Genomic DNA, 16,573 nt, shown 5'->3' with positions numbered 1-16,573 from the left:
GGCGTCCCGGCGGGTGGCGTGGGCACGGCGGTCCCGGCTGCGGGTGACGTGGGAGACGGGGGGGGGGTGGATGCTGCACCCCCCCCCGCACCGACCCCGGTGCACCCCGCCAGCGTGATCGCCACGCCGACGGCCGCGACCAGCGTCACCGCATGGTGGCGAGCGTCACGTCCACCGCCGCGGGATGCCGAAGGGCGCACGGGACAGCCGGGCGAACGGGCGAGCCGCGACCCCCCGGCCGAACCGTGCGCACTCATCAGGAGTCCAGCGCCGAGCGGCGACGCAGGGCGGTGACGCCGACGGCGGTGAGCAGCAGCGCACCGAGTCCGGCGGCGCCGGCGATGACGCCGGTGCTGTCGGCCGAGGTGGTTGCGGAGGCCGCTGCGGTGTCGGCCGATGCGGTTCCACCGCCACCGGTCTGCACGCCGCCCACTGGCACCTGGGTGAGCTGTCCGCGCACGACACCCGCGGCGAAGTCGACGGTGTGCGAGTCACCGGTGAAGCCGGCGGGGTTCGCCTCGATCGCGGCGAGGTCGAATCCGTCTCCGGTATCGACGCCGTTCGCGAGCACTCCGGTGGTGAACGGTCCCTCGAGGCAGCCGGAGCTGGTGCGGGGTCCGTCGCCGACCGGAGCGGGGTTCGGGAACGAGATACGCGGCGGGCCGGCCTGGCCGACGGCCGCCTGGTGGATGTGGGTCGCGGTCTTGGCCGGGCTCATGTAGTCGCCCGAGACGCCGGTGAGGGTGATGTCGTAGCAGATGATGTCGAGGTCGGAGTTGATGCGGAACATGAACTCGCCCGCGGCGCCGGGCTGGCCGGGGGTCGCGATGCCATCGTTGTTGATGACCTGGTCGGGAGTCGCCATCACGGTGAACGCGCTGGTGAAGGTGTCGGGCTCGGCGACCTCGGTCTCGGCGCTGGCGGGCCCAGCGACGGCGAGCATGCCGACGGCGGTGGCGACAGCGACACCGCCGAGCGAGAGGGTGCGTGCGGTGGTGCGCTTGGTCATTCTCTGGTGCGACATGGGTGTGCCTTTCGAGAGGGGGCGATGGGTCGCCCGTTTCAGGGGCATACGACGCAACCGGGTCACGCGTTCACTGGTCGCGAAAGTTTTTTCGCAGCAGTTTCGTGCCGGTGGTGAACGGCACGGGCCCGCGGGTCGTATCCCCCTCAGGTGCAGGGAGTGCCGGTGGACTGGGTACCGTGGAGCGGAGGCGAATGCAGATGGGCATCGTCCTGACGATGGAGAGCGGGAGCGTGGTCACGCTGGAACCCGAGGGCACCGCTCGTGAGGCCTCGCGGCACCTGCGACGCGTCGAGCCCGCGGCTGTACGACCGGTCGCCGCCCAGCCTGTCGCACCCGACTCGCCACCCGCATCCGCCTTCGACGTCACCGTCGCCTACGACGAGCACGGGTCGTCGCTGTTCGGCTTCGCGCTCAACATGCTGCGCGACCGCGGACTCGCCGAGGACTGCGTGCAGGAGACCTTCCTCAGGGCATGGCGCGCCCGCGACCGGTACGACGGCTCGGTGGCCAGCACCAGGACGTGGCTGTTCTCCATCGCGCGCAACGTGATCATCGACCAGCAGCGTTCCCTGCAGCGCACGCCCCGCCCGGTCGGCGCCGACGCCATCGACGACAGCATCGCCGCCCCGCCCGACGACACCCTCGAGCGGCTCCGGATGACGCAGGCCATCGCCGCGCTCACCCCCGAGCACCGCCAGGCCGTGGTCGAGATCCACCTGAACGGCTCCACCTACGCAGAGCTCTCGGAGAGCACCGGTATTCCGGTCGGCACCCTGCGCAGCCGCACCTTCTACGGCCTCCGCGCGCTGCGCGACAATCTCGATGAGAAAGGGGATCAGCATGACTGACCCCACCGATACCCCGACCCCCTGGTCGCCAGGCGACCGTCGCGCCGAGCTCGTGGCGGCAGCGGTCGCCGGCGACCTCACCCCGGCGGAGCGCGCGGAGCTCGACGCGCTCGCCGCCGCAGACGCCAGCGTGGTCGATGAGATCGAGGGCATGCGTGCTGCCGTGGCGATGGCGGCAGCATCCATCGGCCGGTGGGATTCGAGCGCCCCGTCTGGCGCACTCGCCGACCGGATCGCCGCGATCGCCGGCAGTACCGGGAACGAACCCGTGCCCGACATCACGCCAGCAACACGCCGGTTCCGTCCCGCGTCGATGGTGCTCGGCGCCGCCGCCTGCGTCGCCCTCGGTGCGGGCGTCGTGCTGGGCGCGCAGGCGATCCAGCCAGGGCCACCGTCCGGGCCGCCCGGCACCCTCGGGGCCGTCGAGTCCGTCGACTTCACGGGCGAGCCAGGGGGAGTGGCCATCGACGGTTCGGTGATTGCCCATACCTGGGGAACCGAGACGGTGCTCGAGATCGACGGACTGCCCGCCGGCGACAGCTACTCGGTGGTGCTCGTGGGCGACGACGGCGTGGAGTCGCCGTCTGGCACTTTCTTCGGCAGCGAGGTCACCATCGACTGCCGCATGAACGCCGCCGTGATGCGCGACGACGTGTCGGCGCTCGAGATTCGCGACGACTCCGGCGATGCGGTGGCGGTTGCGATGCTGCCCGCCGCACAGAGCTGAGCCGAGCCGAGCCGAGCTGAGCTGAGCTGAGCTCGGTCACCCCGCGTCGGCAGGCGACGGGTTGAGGGGGGTGTGGGCGGCCCAGGCAGCAGCGAACTGTCGCACCCCGAGGGCGAGCGACACGAGGATGTACGCTACTCCGGCAACGATTCCGAACGCGCTCGCGACGACGGCTCCCGCGACGGTGAAGATGATCGCCGCCACGAGCAGCCCGACCAGGGCGGCATTGACGGCCACGATGAAGATCGTCGAGCTGCCGAGCAACTGGCTGGCGCCGCTGCGGCGGCCGAGGAAGTAGTAGGTGCGCGTGGTTCCCGCGAAGTCATCGTGGGTCGACGCCATCAGGTACGGCGCCACGCCGGGATCGATATCGACGTAGGCGGCGCGCAGCCGGTTCATCGCCAGCACGTACATGAGGTCGTCCATGCCGACGTTGGACACCCGCACCTGGGTGAGGACGCCCATCAACGCCACGATCCCCAGCACGGCCACCGCGAAACCCGGGAACGGCCCGGCGAACCGGGTGACCTGGCCCAGCAGCGCGAGGCTCACCAGCCCGGCCGACACCAGGGTCAGGAAGATGCTGATGCGGGTGAGTACCTCGGCCTGTGTCGTCGACCGGGATGCGAGGAGACCCCAGTGCTCGGTGGCGAGCAGCTGGGCCCGAACGGCGAGTGGCACGGGCGGTGGCGCAGGCTCGTCACCGGGCAAAGGCATGTCCATGCCGACAGTGTGGCCCTGCGGACTCCGGCACGACAGTGCCGATCAATATAGAGGGGACGACGAGAATCGAACTCGCATCATTAGTTTGGAAGACTAAGGCTTTACCACTAAGCTACGTCCCCGCATTCCCCGACTCGCCACCCCGAGGGGCGCTCACCGAAGCGCGTCCTGCAATCGTAACCCATCCTGGGAGGTGCCCCGTGCGGCGAGTGGCCATGACGCGCTGGCCACTCGGCTAGACTTGCGAAGGCCATTTTTTGGACGATCCCCAATCATCCTCAGCACGGTGGCCGCATGAGTGGCCCGAGACGCACCATCCTCGTGGTCGCGGTATCCGGGGCGTAGCTCAGCTTGGTAGAGCGCTCGGTTTGGGACCGAGAGGCCGCAGGTTCGAATCCTGTCGCCCCGACACGACCACAGAAAACCAGTACTGATTCGCCCGGCTGGGACCCAGTACGTCGAGCACAGGAGAGTCAATCGTGAAGACCACGGTCGAGAAGCTGAACCCCACGCGCGTAAAGCTGACCATCGCTGTTACCCCCGAAGAGCTGAAGCCGAGCGTCGACCACGCCTACGGCCACATCGCCGAATCCATCACCATCCCCGGATTCCGCAAGGGCAAGGTTCCGCCGCCCATCATCGACCAGCGCGTCGGCCGCGGCGAGGTGCTGAACCACGCGGTCAGCGACGCCCTCGACACCTTCTACCGCCGCGCGGTCGAAGAAGAGAAGATCCGCCCGCTCGGACGCCCAGAGGCCGATGTCGCCGAGCTGCCGGCGCTCAAGGACTTCTCCGGTGACCTCGTCATCGTCGTCGAGGTCGACGTGCGTCCCGAGTTCGAGCTCCCCGCCCTCGACGGCATCGAGCTCGTCGTCGACACTGTGACCGTCGAAGACGACGAGGTCGAGACCGAGCTGCAGAACCTGCTCGCCCGCTTCGGCACCCTCGTGACCGTCGACCGCCCGGCCAAGACCGGCGACTTCGCCCAGCTCGACCTCGTCGCCACCATCGACGGAGCAGAGGTCGACACCGCCAACGCCATCTCGTACGAGGTCGGATCCGGAGACCTCATCGACGGCATCGACGAGGCCCTCGACGCGCTCAGCGCCGGCGAGACCACGACCTTCGAGTCCAAGCTGCTCGGTGGAGACAACGAGGGCCAGACCGCCCAGATCACCGTCACCCTCCTCGCCGTCAAGGAGCGCGAGCTTCCCGCCGCCGACGACGACTTCGCGCAGATCGCCAGCCAGTTCGACACCATCGACGAGCTCAAGGCAGACATTGCCGAGCAGGTCAGCAAGTCCAAGGTCTTCGGCCAGGGCACGCAGGCGCGCGACATGGTCGTCGACAAGCTGCTCGAATCCGTCGAGATCCCCGTCCCGGCCAAGCTCGTAGAAGACGAGGTGCACCGTCACCTCGAGAACGAGAAGCGCCTCGACGACGACGAGCACCGCGCCGAAGTCACCGAGGCCAGCGAGAAGACGTTCCGCAGCCAGATCCTGCTCGACGCGGTCGCCGAGACCGAGAAGATCAAGGTCAGCCAGGACGAGCTCACCCAGTACCTGATCCAGGGCGCCGCCCAGTACAACATGGAGCCGGGCGAGTTCATCAAGGTGCTCGACCAGAACGGCCAGATCCCCGGAATGATCGGCGAGGTCGCTCGTGCCAAGGCACTGGCCGTCGTGCTCAGCAAGGCGAAGGTCGTCGACGAGGCAGGCAACACCGTCGACCTCTCCACCTTCACCGCCGCCGCGATCGGTGACGACTCCGACGACGACGCCGACGACCTGATGGCCGACGACGACCACGAGGGCCACGACCACGACGACCACGCGAGTCACAACCACTAGGTCGCACTGATTGGATGACTCGGCCCCGACGCACTTGCGTCGGGGCCGTTTCTGTCTGACACGGTCTGCGCAACTGGGACCAGCGTCGGGGCCGTTTCTGTCTGACACGGTCTGCGCAACTGGGACCAGCGTCGGGGCCGCTTCCGTCCCTGGCCACCGGCACCCCACGCAGCCCGTAGCGTTAGCGGATGCCCTCGCGCCCCGATGCCCATGACCCGTCCACGCTGCGCGTCCTGACCCAGGCCGTGCACGCGGGCAATTCCGTCGACGAGGGCTCCGGCGCGATCCGCACCCCGATCGTGATGGCCAACTCCTACGCGTTGCCCGACGACCCGTCCGGCATCAGCTGGTCGGGCACCGACATTCCGCTGTACACCCGCAACAGCGGCGTCAACCAGCTCGCGCTGCAGCAGAAGCTCGCCGCCCTCGACCACGGAGAAGACGCCGTCGCGCTCGCCAGCGGCGTCGCCGCCCTGCACAGCGTGTTCTTCACGTTCCTCTCCTCCGGCGACCACGTCGTCGTATCCGACGTCGTCTACGAGGCCACCCACCGACTGTTCACCGAGCTGTTCCCGCAGAAGTACGGCATCCACGCCACCCTCGTCGACACCGGCGACCCGGAGGCGGTGCGCACCGCGATGCGCGAGAACACCGTGCTCGTGCATGCCGAGAGCCCGGCCAACCCGACGACGCGCATCGCCGACATCGAGGCCCTGGCGAAGATCGCCCACGCCGGGGGAGCGCTGCTCAGCGTCGACGCCACCTTCGCCTCTCCGATGCTCATGCGCCCGCTCGACCTCGGCGCCGACCTCGTCGTGCACTCGCTCACGAAGTACATCAACGGCCACGGCGACGCCATGGGCGGCGCGGTCATCGGCTCGCGCGAGCTCATCCAGCGCATCAAGAGCGACGCGATGGTCGACGTCGGGGGCGTGATCAGTCCGTTCAACGCCTGGCTGATCATGCGCGGATCGGTCACCCTGCCGCTGCGCATGCGCCAGCACAGCACCTCCGCGCAGGCCGTGGCCGAATACCTCGAAGCCGACCGGCGCGTCGACTTCGTCGCGTACCCAGGGCTGCCGTCGCATCCACAGTTCGACCTCGCCAGGCGCACGATGCCCGATGGATGCGGCGGCATGATGGTCTTCGCCCTCAACGGTGACCACGATGCACATAACCGCTTCGTCGCGAACCTGCGGGTGGTCACGTCGGCGGTCTCGCTCGGGCACGACGAGTCGCTGATCGTGCATTCCGATGCCTCATCGCCGCGGGCCGAGCACTGGCCGGTGCGATTCCGGCGCAACGACCGCTACGGGCGCACCGGGCACCTGAGGTTCTCGGTGGGGCTGGAGGATGCGGCAGACATCATCGCCGACCTCGCCGCGGCGCTCGATGCGACGGACGGGTTGTAGTACCTGACGCCACTGCGCGGCACCGCTTCGCTGAGCTGCGCTCTGCCCACGGCACTGTGCTGGTCGTCGCCGTGGGCACCGCTTCGCTGAGCTGCGCTCTGCCCACGGCGAACAGCGGGATATGCCCGGAACCTTCCCGATAGATTCGACACAAGCGACAACTGAAATGGAGCGCAACAATGGCCCAACCGGCATTGGTCAACAGCATTTTCGACCAACTCCTCAAGGACCGCATCATCTGGCTTGGCTCAGAGGTGCGCGATGACAACGCCAACGAGATCTGCGCAAAAATCCTGCTGCTTGCAGCCGAGGACGCCGAGCGCGACATCTTCCTGTACATCAACTCACCCGGTGGCTCGATCACCGCGGGCATGGCGATCTACGACACGATGAAGTTCGTACCGAACGACATCGTCACCGTGGGCATCGGACTCGCAGCGTCGATGGGGCAGTTCCTGCTCTCGTCTGGCACCAAGGGCAAGCGCTACATCACGCCCAACGCACGGGTTCTCCTGCACCAGCCGTCCGGTGGCTTCGGTGGAACGTCCGCCGACATCCAGACGCAGGCCAAGGTCATCCTCGACATGAAGCAGCGCATGGCGGAACTCACCGCCGAGCAGGTCGACAAGCCGATCGAGCAGATCCTCATCGACAACGACCGCGACAACTGGTTCACCGCCCAGGAGGCGCTCGAATACGGCTTCGTCGATCACCTGCGCGAGTACGCGACCGACGTGATCGGCGGCGGTGGCACGGACGAGTCCGTGACGGAGAAAGAGGTCTCCACCACCCCCGACCTCGACACCCCCAACTCCGACCTCCCCAAGTAAGGCTCAGTCATGGATATCTCTTCCTTCGGCGGGAGCGCCGGCCCGGTGGCCGAATCCCGCTACATCCTCCCCACGTTCGAGGAGCGCACCGCCTACGGGTACAAGCGCCAGGACCCGTACGCGAAGCTCTTCGAAGACCGCATCGTCTTCCTCGGCGTGCAGATCGACGACGCGTCCGCCGACGACGTCATGGCCCAGCTGCTCGTTCTCGAGAGCCAGGACCCCGACCGCGACATCGTGATGTACATCAACTCGCCCGGTGGCTCGTTCACCGCGATGACGGCGATCTACGACACGATGCAGTACATCAAGCCGCAGATCCAGACCGTCGTGCTCGGCCAGGCAGCATCCGCCGCCGCCGTACTGATGGCCGCGGGCTCCCCGGGCAAGCGCCTCGCGCTTCCCAACGCCCGCATCCTGATCCACCAGCCGTCGACCGGTGACGCCGGCCGCGGGCAGGCGTCGGACATCGAGATCCAGGCCGCCGAGATCCTCCGCATGCGCGGCTGGCTCGAGGAGACCCTGTCGCACCACTCGAACCGTTCGGTCGAGCAGGTCAACAAGGACATCGACCGCGACAAGATCCTCAGCGCGGCCGAGGCCCTCGAGTACGGACTCATCGACCAGGTGCTCGTCACCCGCAAGAACGTGCCGGCACTCGTCTCGTAGCACCACGCAGTAGCAGTACCACGAAGGCCCCGCTGGATCGTTCCGGCGGGGCCTTCGTCGTGCGTGCGTCGCGGCATCCATTCTCGGCGGGTGGATGCCGCGGCGCGGCGTCACTCGGTCGGGGTGCCGCTCCCGGTCGCCCCGGTGCGCTTCCGGCGCATCACCAGCACCGTGACGCCCACCGCGGCGGCCACCGCGAGCACCGCGCCGCCGATCCACAGCGCGGTCGAATCGGCTGCGGTGTCGCTGGACGCGGTGTCGACGTCGATGGTGCCCGCCTCGGTGCCGTCGGTCGAGCCGGTGTCGGTGCCCGCCTCGGTGCCGCTGCTCGCGCTGGGACTCGCCGAGGGTGCGGCGTCATCGGTGGGGGAGGCGCTCGGGGAGGCGCTCGGCGACGCACCCGGAGCAGCCTCGCCGCAGACCGGGGCCTCGGCGAAACCGGCGACCGCGCCCGAGGCATCCGCCGGCTGCCAGGTGAACGGCAACTCCTCGGAGATCGTGTGGCCGTCGGCCGAGACCACCTGCCAGATCATCGTGTAGGCGCCGGGGGCGCCGAGCGCGGGGATCGCCGCGGACATGCTCGGGCCGTCGACCGCGACGCAGCCGTCTTCGAAGTGCGCGCCCGCCCCGTCGACGACCTGCAGGGCGAACGCCCCGGCGCCGTCGCCCGCCGCGAGCAGGGCGTCGTTGGTCGTGATCGAGAACTCGGGGGGCAGCTCGGTGAGCACCGAATCGGCCGCGGGGGTCGAGGAGACGAGGTAGTTGTGTGCCTGCGCGGGGGAGGCGACACCGACACCCATGCCGACCGCGAGCAGCGCCCCCGCCGAGATTGCGACAAATGATGGGAACCGGATGCGGTGCGAAAGAGGCATACCCGCAGGATATCGGGGCCATCCGCACGGCAGGTGGGTGCCAAAGCCACACATCAGGCGGCGCGCCGCCACCGCCGTCGAACCCGACCTGGCGACCCACCGCGTTCACAAACCAACACATGGGAACGCGTGTCGGTGGCACGGGTTAGGCTCATCGTGACAATCACGACGTCTTTACGGCCACAACGAGGTGTGCCGCAACCAGGAGGAGGTAAGGCGCATGGCTCGAATAGGGGAGAGCGCAGATCTGCTCAAGTGTTCGTTCTGCGGAAAGAGCCAGAAGCAGGTGCAGCAGCTCATCGCCGGGCCCGGCGTCTACATTTGCGACGAGTGTGTCGAACTGTGCAACGAGATCATCGAGGAGCGGCTGGCCGAGGCGGGCGAAGAGGTATCGACCGAGTTCGACCTGCCCAAGCCGAAGGAGATCTTCTCCTTCCTCGAGGAATACGTCATCGGCCAGGAGCCGGCCAAGAAGGCCCTCTCCGTCGCCGTCTACAACCACTACAAGCGCATCCGCGCCCGCACCGCCATCACCTCGGCCGACGCCATCATCGACGACGTCGAGATCGCCAAGTCCAACATCCTGCTCATCGGCCCCACCGGCTGCGGCAAGACCTACCTCGCTCAGACCCTCGCCAAGCGCCTCAACGTGCCGTTTGCGGTGGCCGACGCCACCGCCCTCACCGAGGCCGGCTACGTCGGTGAAGACGTCGAGAACATCCTGCTCAAGCTCATCCAGGCGGCCGATTACGACGTCAAGCGCGCCGAGACCGGCATCATCTACATCGACGAGATCGACAAGATCGCCCGCAAGGCCGAGAACCCGTCGATCACCCGCGATGTCTCGGGCGAGGGCGTGCAGCAGGCGCTGCTCAAGATCCTCGAGGGCACCGTCGCGTCGGTCCCTCCGCAGGGTGGGCGCAAGCATCCACACCAGGAGTTCATCCAGGTCGACACGACCAACGTGCTGTTCATCGTCGCCGGTGCATTCGCCGGCCTCGAAGAGATCATCTCGAACCGCGCGGGTAAGAAGGGCATCGGCTTCGGTGCACCACTGCACAGCAAGGGCGACGACGTCGACCTGTTCGGCGAGGTGCTGCCAGAAGACCTGCACAAGTTCGGGCTCATCCCCGAATTCATCGGGCGCCTCCCCGTCGTCACCACCGTCACGCAGCTCGACCAGGTCGCCCTCATGGCAATCCTCACCGAGCCGAAGAACGCCCTGGTGCGCCAGTACCAGCGCATGTTCGAGATCGACGACGTCACGCTCGAGTTCGAGCAGGACGCCCTCGAGGCGATCGCCGACCTCGCGGTACTGCGCAAGACCGGAGCCCGCGGGCTGCGCGCCATCATGGAGGAGGTGCTCGGGCCGATCATGTTCGACGTGCCGTCCGACCCCGATGTCGACACGGTCATCGTGACCAAGCAGTCCGTGCTCGAGAACGCCGCGCCCACCATCGTGCCGCGGGCCGTCGAGCGCACCGAGAAGTCGGCGTAGCGCCGGGCTGGGTGGCTGGGCGGTTGCGCGGCTGAACTGCCCGACGGGCCCCCCCCCGCTACTCCAGACCGCGGCGGCGCAGCAGCGGCTCGATCGCGGCGTCGCGTCCGCGGAACGCCCGGTATGCCGCCAGTGGGTCCATTGATCCGCCGACGCCGAGCACGAGCTCGCGGAAACGGTCGCCGTTCTGGCGCGTCATTCCGCCGTTCTCGGTGAACCACTCGACTGTGTCGGCATCGAGCACCTCGCTCCAGATGTACGAGTAGTACGCGGCCGCGTAGCCACCCGAGAAGGTGTGCGCGAAGTAGGTGCTCGAGTAGCGCGTCGGAACCGCGGGGTTGTCGAGGCCCGCGGCAGTCAGCGCGGCGGCCTCGAACGCAGCCACGTCGGTCACGTCGGCGTCGGTACCGATCGCGTGCCACGCCTGGTCGAGCAGCGTCGCCGCGAGGTACTCGCTCGTCGCGAATCCCTCGTTGAAGGTGGATGACGCGGCGATGGCGTCGACGAGGTGCTGCGGCATGCGCTCCCCGGTCTCGTGGTGACGCGCGTAGTTCGCGAGCACCTCGGGCCACAGCATCCACATCTCATTGACCTGGCTCGGAAACTCGACGAAGTCGCGAAAGACCCGCGTGCCGCTGAACTTCGGGTAGGTGACCCGGGCGAACAGGCCGTGCAGGGCGTGCCCGAACTCGTGGAACAGCGTCACCACCTCGTCGAAGCTGAGCAGGGTGGGCGACCCGGGGGCGGGCTGCGGCACGTTGAGGTTGTTGACGACGACGGTGGGATGCCGCAGCAGGTCGCTCTGAGAGATGAGCGAGTTCATCCACGCTCCACCGCGCTTCGAGTCACGCGTGTAGAGATCGAGGATGTACAGGCCGACGGGGGAGCCGTCGGCCTCCGCCACCTCGAACACGCGCGCCTGCGGGTGGTAGGCGGTGAGGTCGGGCCGCTCGGTGAAGGTGACTCCGTAGACCTGGCCGGCGGCGAAGAACACGCCGTCGCGGAGCACCCGCTCGGCCTCGAAGTACGGCCGCATCGACTGCTTGTCGATGTCGAACTCGGCCCTGCGCACCCGCTCGCTGTAGAACGCCCAGTCCCACGCCTCGATGGTGTCGACGTCGGCCACCGCCAGCAGCGCCTCGCGCTCGCGGTCGGCGTTGCGGGCGGCCGCGGGGGCGAGGCGGCCGAGCATTGACGCGACGTTCCCGGGGGTACCGGCGGTCTGCCCCGCGGTGACGTAGGCGGCGTGCGAGGAGAACCCGAGCAGCGCCGCGCGCTGGGCACGGATACGGGTGATGTCGAGCACGAGCTGGCTGTTGTCGTTCTCGCCACCGCGGCCGCCCCGCGAGCGTGACGCCTCCATGATGCGGCGCCGCACGTCGCGGTTCGTGAGCGACGCGAGGTAGGGGTGCCCGGTCGGCAGCACCAGCGTGATCACGTACTTGCCGTCGAGGCCACGCTCGGTGGCGGCCTGCGCCGCCGCGGAGATCTCGCCGGCCCCGAGTCCGTCGAGCTCGGCGACGTCGTCGATGACGACGGCCAGCGCGTTGGTGTCGGTGAGCAGGTTCTTCTCGAACCGGGTGGTGAGGGTCGACAGCTGCTGGTTGTAGCCGCGCAGGGTGGTCTTCGCCGCCTCGTCGAGGCCGGCCCCGGCCTGCGTCAGCTCGATGGCATACCGCTCGATGAGGTAGCGGGTCTCGGCGTCGAGTGCGGGAGCGTCGTCGCCCGTCGTGTCGTCGCCCGCCGCGTCCAGTCCATCGTGCAGCACCACGATGCGGCGGTACAGCTCGGGGTCGAGGCGGATGGCGTCGGAATGCGCGGCCATCATCGGCGCGACCGTCTCCTCGATGGCGTTGATCGCATCGGACGTGTCAGCCGAGCTGCGGTTGTAGAACACCGCGGAGACCCGCGCGAGCAGCCGGCCGCTGCGCTCGAGGGCGACCAGGGTGTTCTCGACCGTCGGCTCGTCGGCCTGCCCGGTGATGGCGGCGACCTCGGCGAGCTGCTCCTCGAAGCCGCGCTCGAACGCCGGCAGGTAGTGCTCGTCGGCGATCTCGGCGAACGGCGGCAGGCCGAACGGCAGCGTGCTGGGGGCGAGGAACGGGTTGGTATCGGGCATCCGCCAAGCCTAGGGCGCGGCGGTCTGCCCGTTCTCCCCGGTGCAATATGCTCCCGGCATGAGCGACGCCCGCGAGCAGTACACCCACGGCCACCACGAGAGCGTGCTGCGCTCGCACAGCTGGCGCACGGTCGAGAATTCCGCCGCCTACCTGCTGCCGTACCTCGCGCAGGGCTCGTCGGTTCTCGACGTCGGCTCGGGCCCCGGCACCATCACGGTCGACCTCGCGTCGCGCGTGCAGCCCGCGCCGGTGATCGGGGTGGATGCCTCAGCCGAGGTCGTCGCGAAGGCCGCCGTGCTCGGCGCGGCGATCGACAACGTGAGCTTCGTCACCGGTGACGCCTACGCACTCCCGGTCGACGACCACAGCGTCGACGTGGTGCACGCGCACCAGGTGCTGCAGCACGTCGCCGATCCGGTCGCGGTGCTGCGCGAGTTCCGTCGCGCGGTGCGGCACGACGGCGTCGCCGCGGCCAGGGACGTCGACTACGCCGCTGTGGCCTGGTACCCGCTGCTGCCCGGGCTCGACCGGTGGATGAGCGTGTACCGCGCCGTGCACCGAGCCAACGGGGGAGAACCCGACGCCGGGCGGCGCCTCAAGTCGTGGGCGCTCGAGGCCGGGTTCACCGACGTGCACGCCACCGCATCGGTGTGGTGCTTCTCCACCAGCGAGGATCGCGACTGGTGGGGCGGCACCTGGGCGATCCGGGCCCTCGAGTCGGGGTTCGCGAGCGACGCGCTCTCGCTCGGGCTCGCGACGGCCGACGACCTGCGCGAGATCTCCGATGCGTGGCTCGAATGGTCGCAGACCCCGGACGCCACGTTCATCATGCCGCACGGCGAGATCATCGCCCGCGGCTGACGGTTGCGGTGCGCCGACTACTCCGCGTCGTCGGTGGCGTCGGCCCCGATGACCCGGGCGGAGTCCGTGACGGAGTCGTAGCGGATCACGGTGCCGTCATCGAGCTCGACCACCGGGCGACCCTCGAGCCACGTGAGGGTCCACCGCCAGGCACTGGTGTCGATGTCGCTGATGTCGGTCTCGACACCGCGGATGGCGGCGATGACGGTCGGGGGGAGCTGTGACGGCGCTTCTGCGCCGACGCCCCACCGGGTTCCGAGTTGCATGGGTGTGTCCTGCCGGTTGAGTGCGGTTTCGGGGAGTGCTGGGTGGCGCATCGCACGCGGTGCGTCCGGCACTGGGCGTGCAGGCCCCAAGTGGATCGGCGCTGGTTGAATCAGCACAGCAGGAGGACCTTCGGTATCGGGTGGATAGAAACCGCACCTCAATCGATCACGCGAAGGTCCTCGCTCGACACTGTACTCCGGGCGCCCGGGGCTGGCTAGGCCTGCCTACACCGCGGGCTGCGCAGCCGTGGGCTCGTCGACCTCGGCCAGCTCCACGCCGGTGACGCTGAGCTCGGCGCCCTCGACGAAGAGCAGCGTCTCGATGCGGCCGACGTCGCGCAGGTCAGCCTCGGCGAGGCGCAGCAGGTCGAGCTGGGCGGCGGGCGCCGCGATGGTCGCGGAGCGCACCTGCGCCTTCTGCGAGGCCTTCGCGTCTGTCTTGGCGCGGCGGATGCCGATGAGGGCGGCACCGACGGCCGGCAGCAGTCCGGTCGGGGCGGCGCCGCTTCGGGGGGTCGGCCAGGCGGCGGTGTGCACCGAGTCGTCGTGGGTCCACGACCACACCTCTTCGGTGGCGAACGGGATGAACGGCGCGAACAGGCGCAGCAGCACGTCGAGGGCGGAGCGCAGCGCGGTCACCGCGGAGGCCTGCTCGGCGGGGGAGTCCGTGCTGTACGCACGCTCCTTGACGAGTTCGAGGTAGTCGTCGCAGAAGGTCCAGAAGAACTTCTCCGTGGCCTCGAGCGCCTTGGCGTGGTCGTACTGCTCGAGTGCCTCGGTGGCGACGGCGACGACGCGGTCGAGCTCGGCGAGCATGTCGACGTCGAGCGGGGAGCTCACCGCCTGCGCGGCGTCACCCTCGATGGCGGGGGCCGGGAACGAGTACACGAACTTCGCCGCGTTGAGCACCTTGATCGCCAGTCGTCGGCCGATCTTGATCTGCTTCGGGTTCTGCGGGTCGAATGCGGCATCCGTTCCGAGCCTCGACGACGCGGCCCAGTAGCGCACCGCGTCGGAGCCGTGCGCCTCGAGCATCGCGGCCGGGGTCACGACATTGCCCTTCGACTTCGACATCTTCTTGCGGTCGGGGTCGACGATGAAGCCGGAGATGCTGGCGTTGGCCCATGGAGCGACGCCGTGCTCGAGCTGCGACCGCAGCACGGTGGAGAACAGCCAGGTGCGGATGATGTCCTGGCCCTGGCTGCGCAGCGAGTAGGGGAACACCAGGTCGAACAGCTCGGGGTCGCTCTCCCAGCCCCCGGCGATCTGCGGGGTGAGGGACGAGGTCGCCCAGGTGTCCATGATGTCGACCTCGCCGACGAATCCGCCCGGCACGCCGCGCTGCGACTCGTCATAGCCGGGGGCGGTGTCGGATGACGGGTCGACGGGCAGCGCCGACTCGTCTGGCACGATCACGTCGCCGGTGTTGCCGTCGGCGTCGAGGGCGTACCAGACCGGGATCGGCACGCCGAAGAACCGCTGGCGCGAGATGAGCCAGTCGCCGGTGAGTCCGCCGACCCAGTTCTCGTAGCGCACGCGCATGTGGCCGGGCGTGAAGTCGATCTCGCGGCCGCGCTCGAGCAGGTCGTCGCGCAGGGCGGCATCCCGTGCGCCGTTGCTGATGTACCACTGCAGGGTCGAGATGATCTCGAGTGGCTTGTCGCCCTTCTCGAAGAACTTGACCGAGTGGGTGATCGGCTTCGGGTCGCCCTCGAGCTCCCCGCTCTCGGCGAGCAGCTCGACGATGCGCTTCTTGGCGCTGAAGACGGTCTTGCCCGCCAGTTCCGCGTAGGCGGATGTCGCGGCGTCGGTCACCAGCACATCGGGGGCGTCGGGCACGATGCGCCCGTCCGCGCCGATGATGGTGCGGTTCGGGAGGTCGAGTTCGCGCCACCAGATGACGTCGGTGACGTCGCCGAAGGTGCAGATCATGGCGATGCCCGAGCCCTTGTCCTTCTGCGCGAGGTGGTGGGCGAGCACGGGCACCTCGACGCCGAACAGCGGCGTGGTGACGGTGGTGCCGAACAGGTGCTGGTAGCGCTCGTCGTCGGGGTGCGCGACGAGGGCGACGCAGGCGGGCAGCAGCTCGGGGCGGGTGGTCTCGATGTGCACGGGCGTGCCGTCTGGCTGGTGGAACGCGACCCGGTGGTACGCGGCGGGCTGCTCCTTGTCTTCGAGCTCGGCCTGCGCGACGGCGGTGCGGAAGGTGATGTCCCACAGCGTCGGTGCCTGGGCCTGGTAGGCCTCTCCGCGCTCGAGGTTGCGCAGGAACGCGCGCTGGGCGGCGCGCTGGGCGTGGTCGCCGATGGTGCGGTAGCTCTGGGTCCAGTCGACCGAGAGGCCGAGGGTGCGCCAGACGTCTTCGAACTGCTTCTCGTCCTCGATCGTGAGGCGCTCGCAGAGCTCGATGAAGTTGCGGCGCGAGATGGGCTGCTGGTCGGCCGCCTTCGAGGAGGAATTCTCGCCGCCCTCGAGCGGCGGGGTGTAGTCGGCGACGTAGGGCAGCGACGGGTCGCAGCGCACGCCGTAGTAGTTCTGCACGCGGCGCTCGGTGGGCAGGCCGTTGTCGTCCCAGCCCATCGGGTAGAAGATGTGCTGGCCGCGCATGCGGTGGAACCGGGCGGCGAGGTCCATGTGGGTGTAGCTGAAGACGTGGCCGATGTGCAGGCTGCCCGAGGCGGTGGGCGGGGGCGTGTCGATCGAGAAGACGGAGTCGGAGCCGGCCGCGAGCGCCGCATCCCGGTCGAACCGGTGGGTGCCGCGGGTCTCCCATGCGGTGCCCCACTTGCCCTCGAGGCCCTCGAGCGCGGGCTTGTCCGGCATGCGCGAGTCGACGGAGGATTCGGGAACGACCGGAGTCTGGGTCGGCT

14 protein-coding genes and 2 tRNA genes are annotated in these 16,573 nt (G+C 68.9%); 9 read left to right on the top strand and 7 right to left on the bottom strand.

Features of this window, described 5'->3' with window-relative positions; translation table 11 throughout:
* Positions 1 to 256 precede the first annotated feature (256 nt).
* On the bottom strand, positions 257 to 1,024 hold the full coding sequence (locus G5S38_RS10140) for a CHRD domain-containing protein (protein WP_235929004.1): 768 nt from the start codon (positions 1,022 to 1,024) through the stop codon (positions 257 to 259).
* A 200-nt stretch (positions 1,025 to 1,224) separates the two neighbouring features.
* Here G5S38_RS10140 and G5S38_RS10135 point away from each other — a divergent pair, with 200 nt between their 5' ends.
* Positions 1,225 to 1,875: a sigma-70 family RNA polymerase sigma factor gene (locus tag G5S38_RS10135; RefSeq protein WP_201276656.1), complete on the top strand. Its 651-nt coding sequence runs from the start codon at positions 1,225 to 1,227 to the stop codon at positions 1,873 to 1,875.
* Entirely contained in the window at positions 1,868 to 2,602 is a 735-nt protein-coding gene (locus G5S38_RS10130) for a hypothetical protein (RefSeq protein WP_165068055.1), read from the top strand. The genes G5S38_RS10135 and G5S38_RS10130 overlap by 8 nt, the downstream gene beginning before the upstream one ends.
* Before the next feature lie 36 nt (positions 2,603 to 2,638).
* On the opposite strand, the gene G5S38_RS10125 is transcribed toward G5S38_RS10130, so the two are convergent.
* Positions 2,639 to 3,325, bottom strand: a complete 687-nt coding sequence (locus tag G5S38_RS10125; RefSeq protein ID WP_235929003.1) for a hypothetical protein — start codon at positions 3,323 to 3,325, stop codon at positions 2,639 to 2,641.
* 51 nt (positions 3,326 to 3,376) lie between these two features.
* Positions 3,377 to 3,447 (bottom strand) — tRNA-Gly (locus G5S38_RS10120).
* 213 nt (positions 3,448 to 3,660) lie between these two features.
* Between G5S38_RS10120 and G5S38_RS10115 the strand changes: the two genes are divergently transcribed.
* From G5S38_RS10115 to G5S38_RS10095, 5 genes are all read left to right on the top strand, one after another.
* A tRNA-Pro gene (locus G5S38_RS10115) sits at positions 3,661 to 3,734 on the top strand.
* A gap of 70 nt (positions 3,735 to 3,804) precedes the next feature.
* Positions 3,805 to 5,175 carry a trigger factor gene (tig, locus tag G5S38_RS10110; protein ID WP_165068052.1) on the top strand — a complete coding sequence of 457 codons (1,371 nt, stop codon included), beginning with the start codon at positions 3,805 to 3,807 and terminating at the stop codon, positions 5,173 to 5,175.
* 188 nt (positions 5,176 to 5,363) lie between these two features.
* Positions 5,364 to 6,587 carry a trans-sulfuration enzyme family protein gene (locus G5S38_RS10105; RefSeq protein WP_165068050.1) on the top strand — a complete coding sequence of 408 codons (1,224 nt, stop codon included), beginning with the start codon at positions 5,364 to 5,366 and terminating at the stop codon, positions 6,585 to 6,587.
* A 179-nt stretch (positions 6,588 to 6,766) separates the two neighbouring features.
* Entirely contained in the window at positions 6,767 to 7,417 is a 651-nt protein-coding gene (locus G5S38_RS10100) for an ATP-dependent Clp protease proteolytic subunit (RefSeq protein ID WP_165068048.1), read from the top strand.
* 9 nt (positions 7,418 to 7,426) lie between these two features.
* Positions 7,427 to 8,086, top strand: coding sequence for an ATP-dependent Clp protease proteolytic subunit (locus G5S38_RS10095; RefSeq protein WP_165068046.1), 660 nt, complete (start codon positions 7,427 to 7,429; stop codon positions 8,084 to 8,086).
* A 110-nt stretch (positions 8,087 to 8,196) separates the two neighbouring features.
* On the opposite strand, the gene G5S38_RS10090 is transcribed toward G5S38_RS10095, so the two are convergent.
* Complete coding sequence (locus tag G5S38_RS10090; protein WP_165068044.1) at positions 8,197 to 8,958, bottom strand: copper resistance CopC family protein; 762 nt, start codon at positions 8,956 to 8,958, stop codon at positions 8,197 to 8,199.
* A 220-nt stretch (positions 8,959 to 9,178) separates the two neighbouring features.
* Here G5S38_RS10090 and clpX point away from each other — a divergent pair, with 220 nt between their 5' ends.
* A complete protein-coding gene (gene clpX / locus G5S38_RS10085) occupies positions 9,179 to 10,456 on the top strand; it encodes an ATP-dependent Clp protease ATP-binding subunit ClpX (RefSeq protein ID WP_165068042.1) in 1,278 nt (425 codons plus the stop codon).
* A 58-nt stretch (positions 10,457 to 10,514) separates the two neighbouring features.
* Here the strand turns inward: clpX and G5S38_RS10080 are convergent, their stop codons facing one another.
* Complete coding sequence (locus G5S38_RS10080; RefSeq protein WP_165068040.1) at positions 10,515 to 12,575, bottom strand: M3 family metallopeptidase; 2,061 nt, start codon at positions 12,573 to 12,575, stop codon at positions 10,515 to 10,517.
* A 58-nt stretch (positions 12,576 to 12,633) separates the two neighbouring features.
* Between G5S38_RS10080 and G5S38_RS10075 the strand changes: the two genes are divergently transcribed.
* Positions 12,634 to 13,437 carry a methyltransferase domain-containing protein gene (locus G5S38_RS10075; RefSeq protein WP_165068038.1) on the top strand — a complete coding sequence of 268 codons (804 nt, stop codon included), beginning with the start codon at positions 12,634 to 12,636 and terminating at the stop codon, positions 13,435 to 13,437.
* A gap of 17 nt (positions 13,438 to 13,454) precedes the next feature.
* Here G5S38_RS10075 and G5S38_RS10070 read toward each other — a convergent pair whose 3' ends face one another.
* Both G5S38_RS10070 and valS read right to left on the bottom strand, forming a co-directional pair.
* A complete protein-coding gene (locus G5S38_RS10070) occupies positions 13,455 to 13,703 on the bottom strand; it encodes a hypothetical protein (RefSeq protein ID WP_165068036.1) in 249 nt (82 codons plus the stop codon).
* A 225-nt stretch (positions 13,704 to 13,928) separates the two neighbouring features.
* On the bottom strand, positions 13,929 to 16,526 hold the full coding sequence (gene valS / locus G5S38_RS10065; RefSeq protein WP_165068062.1) for a valine--tRNA ligase: 2,598 nt from the start codon (positions 16,524 to 16,526) through the stop codon (positions 13,929 to 13,931).
* Positions 16,527 to 16,573: the final 47 nt, after the last annotated feature.

It is taken from the genome of Marisediminicola senii, from assembly GCF_011057645.1.
Classification (GTDB): Bacteria; Actinomycetota; Actinomycetes; order Actinomycetales; family Microbacteriaceae; genus Marisediminicola; species Marisediminicola senii.
Note: the sequence above shows the minus strand (reverse complement) of the source record. Positions and strands in the feature narration are given on the sequence as shown.

What these genes read in the sequence shown, in the direction of transcription:
- G5S38_RS10070 (WP_165068036.1), bottom strand. Translation starts at nt 13,703, where the DNA reads ATGCAACTCGGAACCCGGTGGGGCGTCGGCGCAGAAGCGCCGTCACAG.
- G5S38_RS10075 (WP_165068038.1), top strand. Translation starts at nt 12,634, where the DNA reads ATGAGCGACGCCCGCGAGCAGTACACCCACGGCCACCACGAGAGCGTG.
- G5S38_RS10090 (WP_165068044.1), bottom strand. Translation starts at nt 8,958, where the DNA reads ATGCCTCTTTCGCACCGCATCCGGTTCCCATCATTTGTCGCAATCTCG.
- G5S38_RS10105 (WP_165068050.1), top strand. Translation starts at nt 5,364, where the DNA reads ATGCCCTCGCGCCCCGATGCCCATGACCCGTCCACGCTGCGCGTCCTG.
- valS (WP_165068062.1), bottom strand. Translation starts at nt 16,526, where the DNA reads ATGCCGGACAAGCCCGCGCTCGAGGGCCTCGAGGGCAAGTGGGGCACC.
- G5S38_RS10135 (WP_201276656.1), top strand. Translation starts at nt 1,225, where the DNA reads ATGGGCATCGTCCTGACGATGGAGAGCGGGAGCGTGGTCACGCTGGAA.
- clpX (WP_165068042.1), top strand. Translation starts at nt 9,179, where the DNA reads ATGGCTCGAATAGGGGAGAGCGCAGATCTGCTCAAGTGTTCGTTCTGC.
- G5S38_RS10130 (WP_165068055.1), top strand. Translation starts at nt 1,868, where the DNA reads ATGACTGACCCCACCGATACCCCGACCCCCTGGTCGCCAGGCGACCGT.
- G5S38_RS10125 (WP_235929003.1), bottom strand. Translation starts at nt 3,325, where the DNA reads ATGGACATGCCTTTGCCCGGTGACGAGCCTGCGCCACCGCCCGTGCCA.
- G5S38_RS10100 (WP_165068048.1), top strand. Translation starts at nt 6,767, where the DNA reads ATGGCCCAACCGGCATTGGTCAACAGCATTTTCGACCAACTCCTCAAG.
- G5S38_RS10140 (WP_235929004.1), bottom strand. Translation starts at nt 1,024, where the DNA reads ATGTCGCACCAGAGAATGACCAAGCGCACCACCGCACGCACCCTCTCG.
- G5S38_RS10095 (WP_165068046.1), top strand. Translation starts at nt 7,427, where the DNA reads ATGGATATCTCTTCCTTCGGCGGGAGCGCCGGCCCGGTGGCCGAATCC.
- G5S38_RS10080 (WP_165068040.1), bottom strand. Translation starts at nt 12,575, where the DNA reads ATGCCCGATACCAACCCGTTCCTCGCCCCCAGCACGCTGCCGTTCGGC.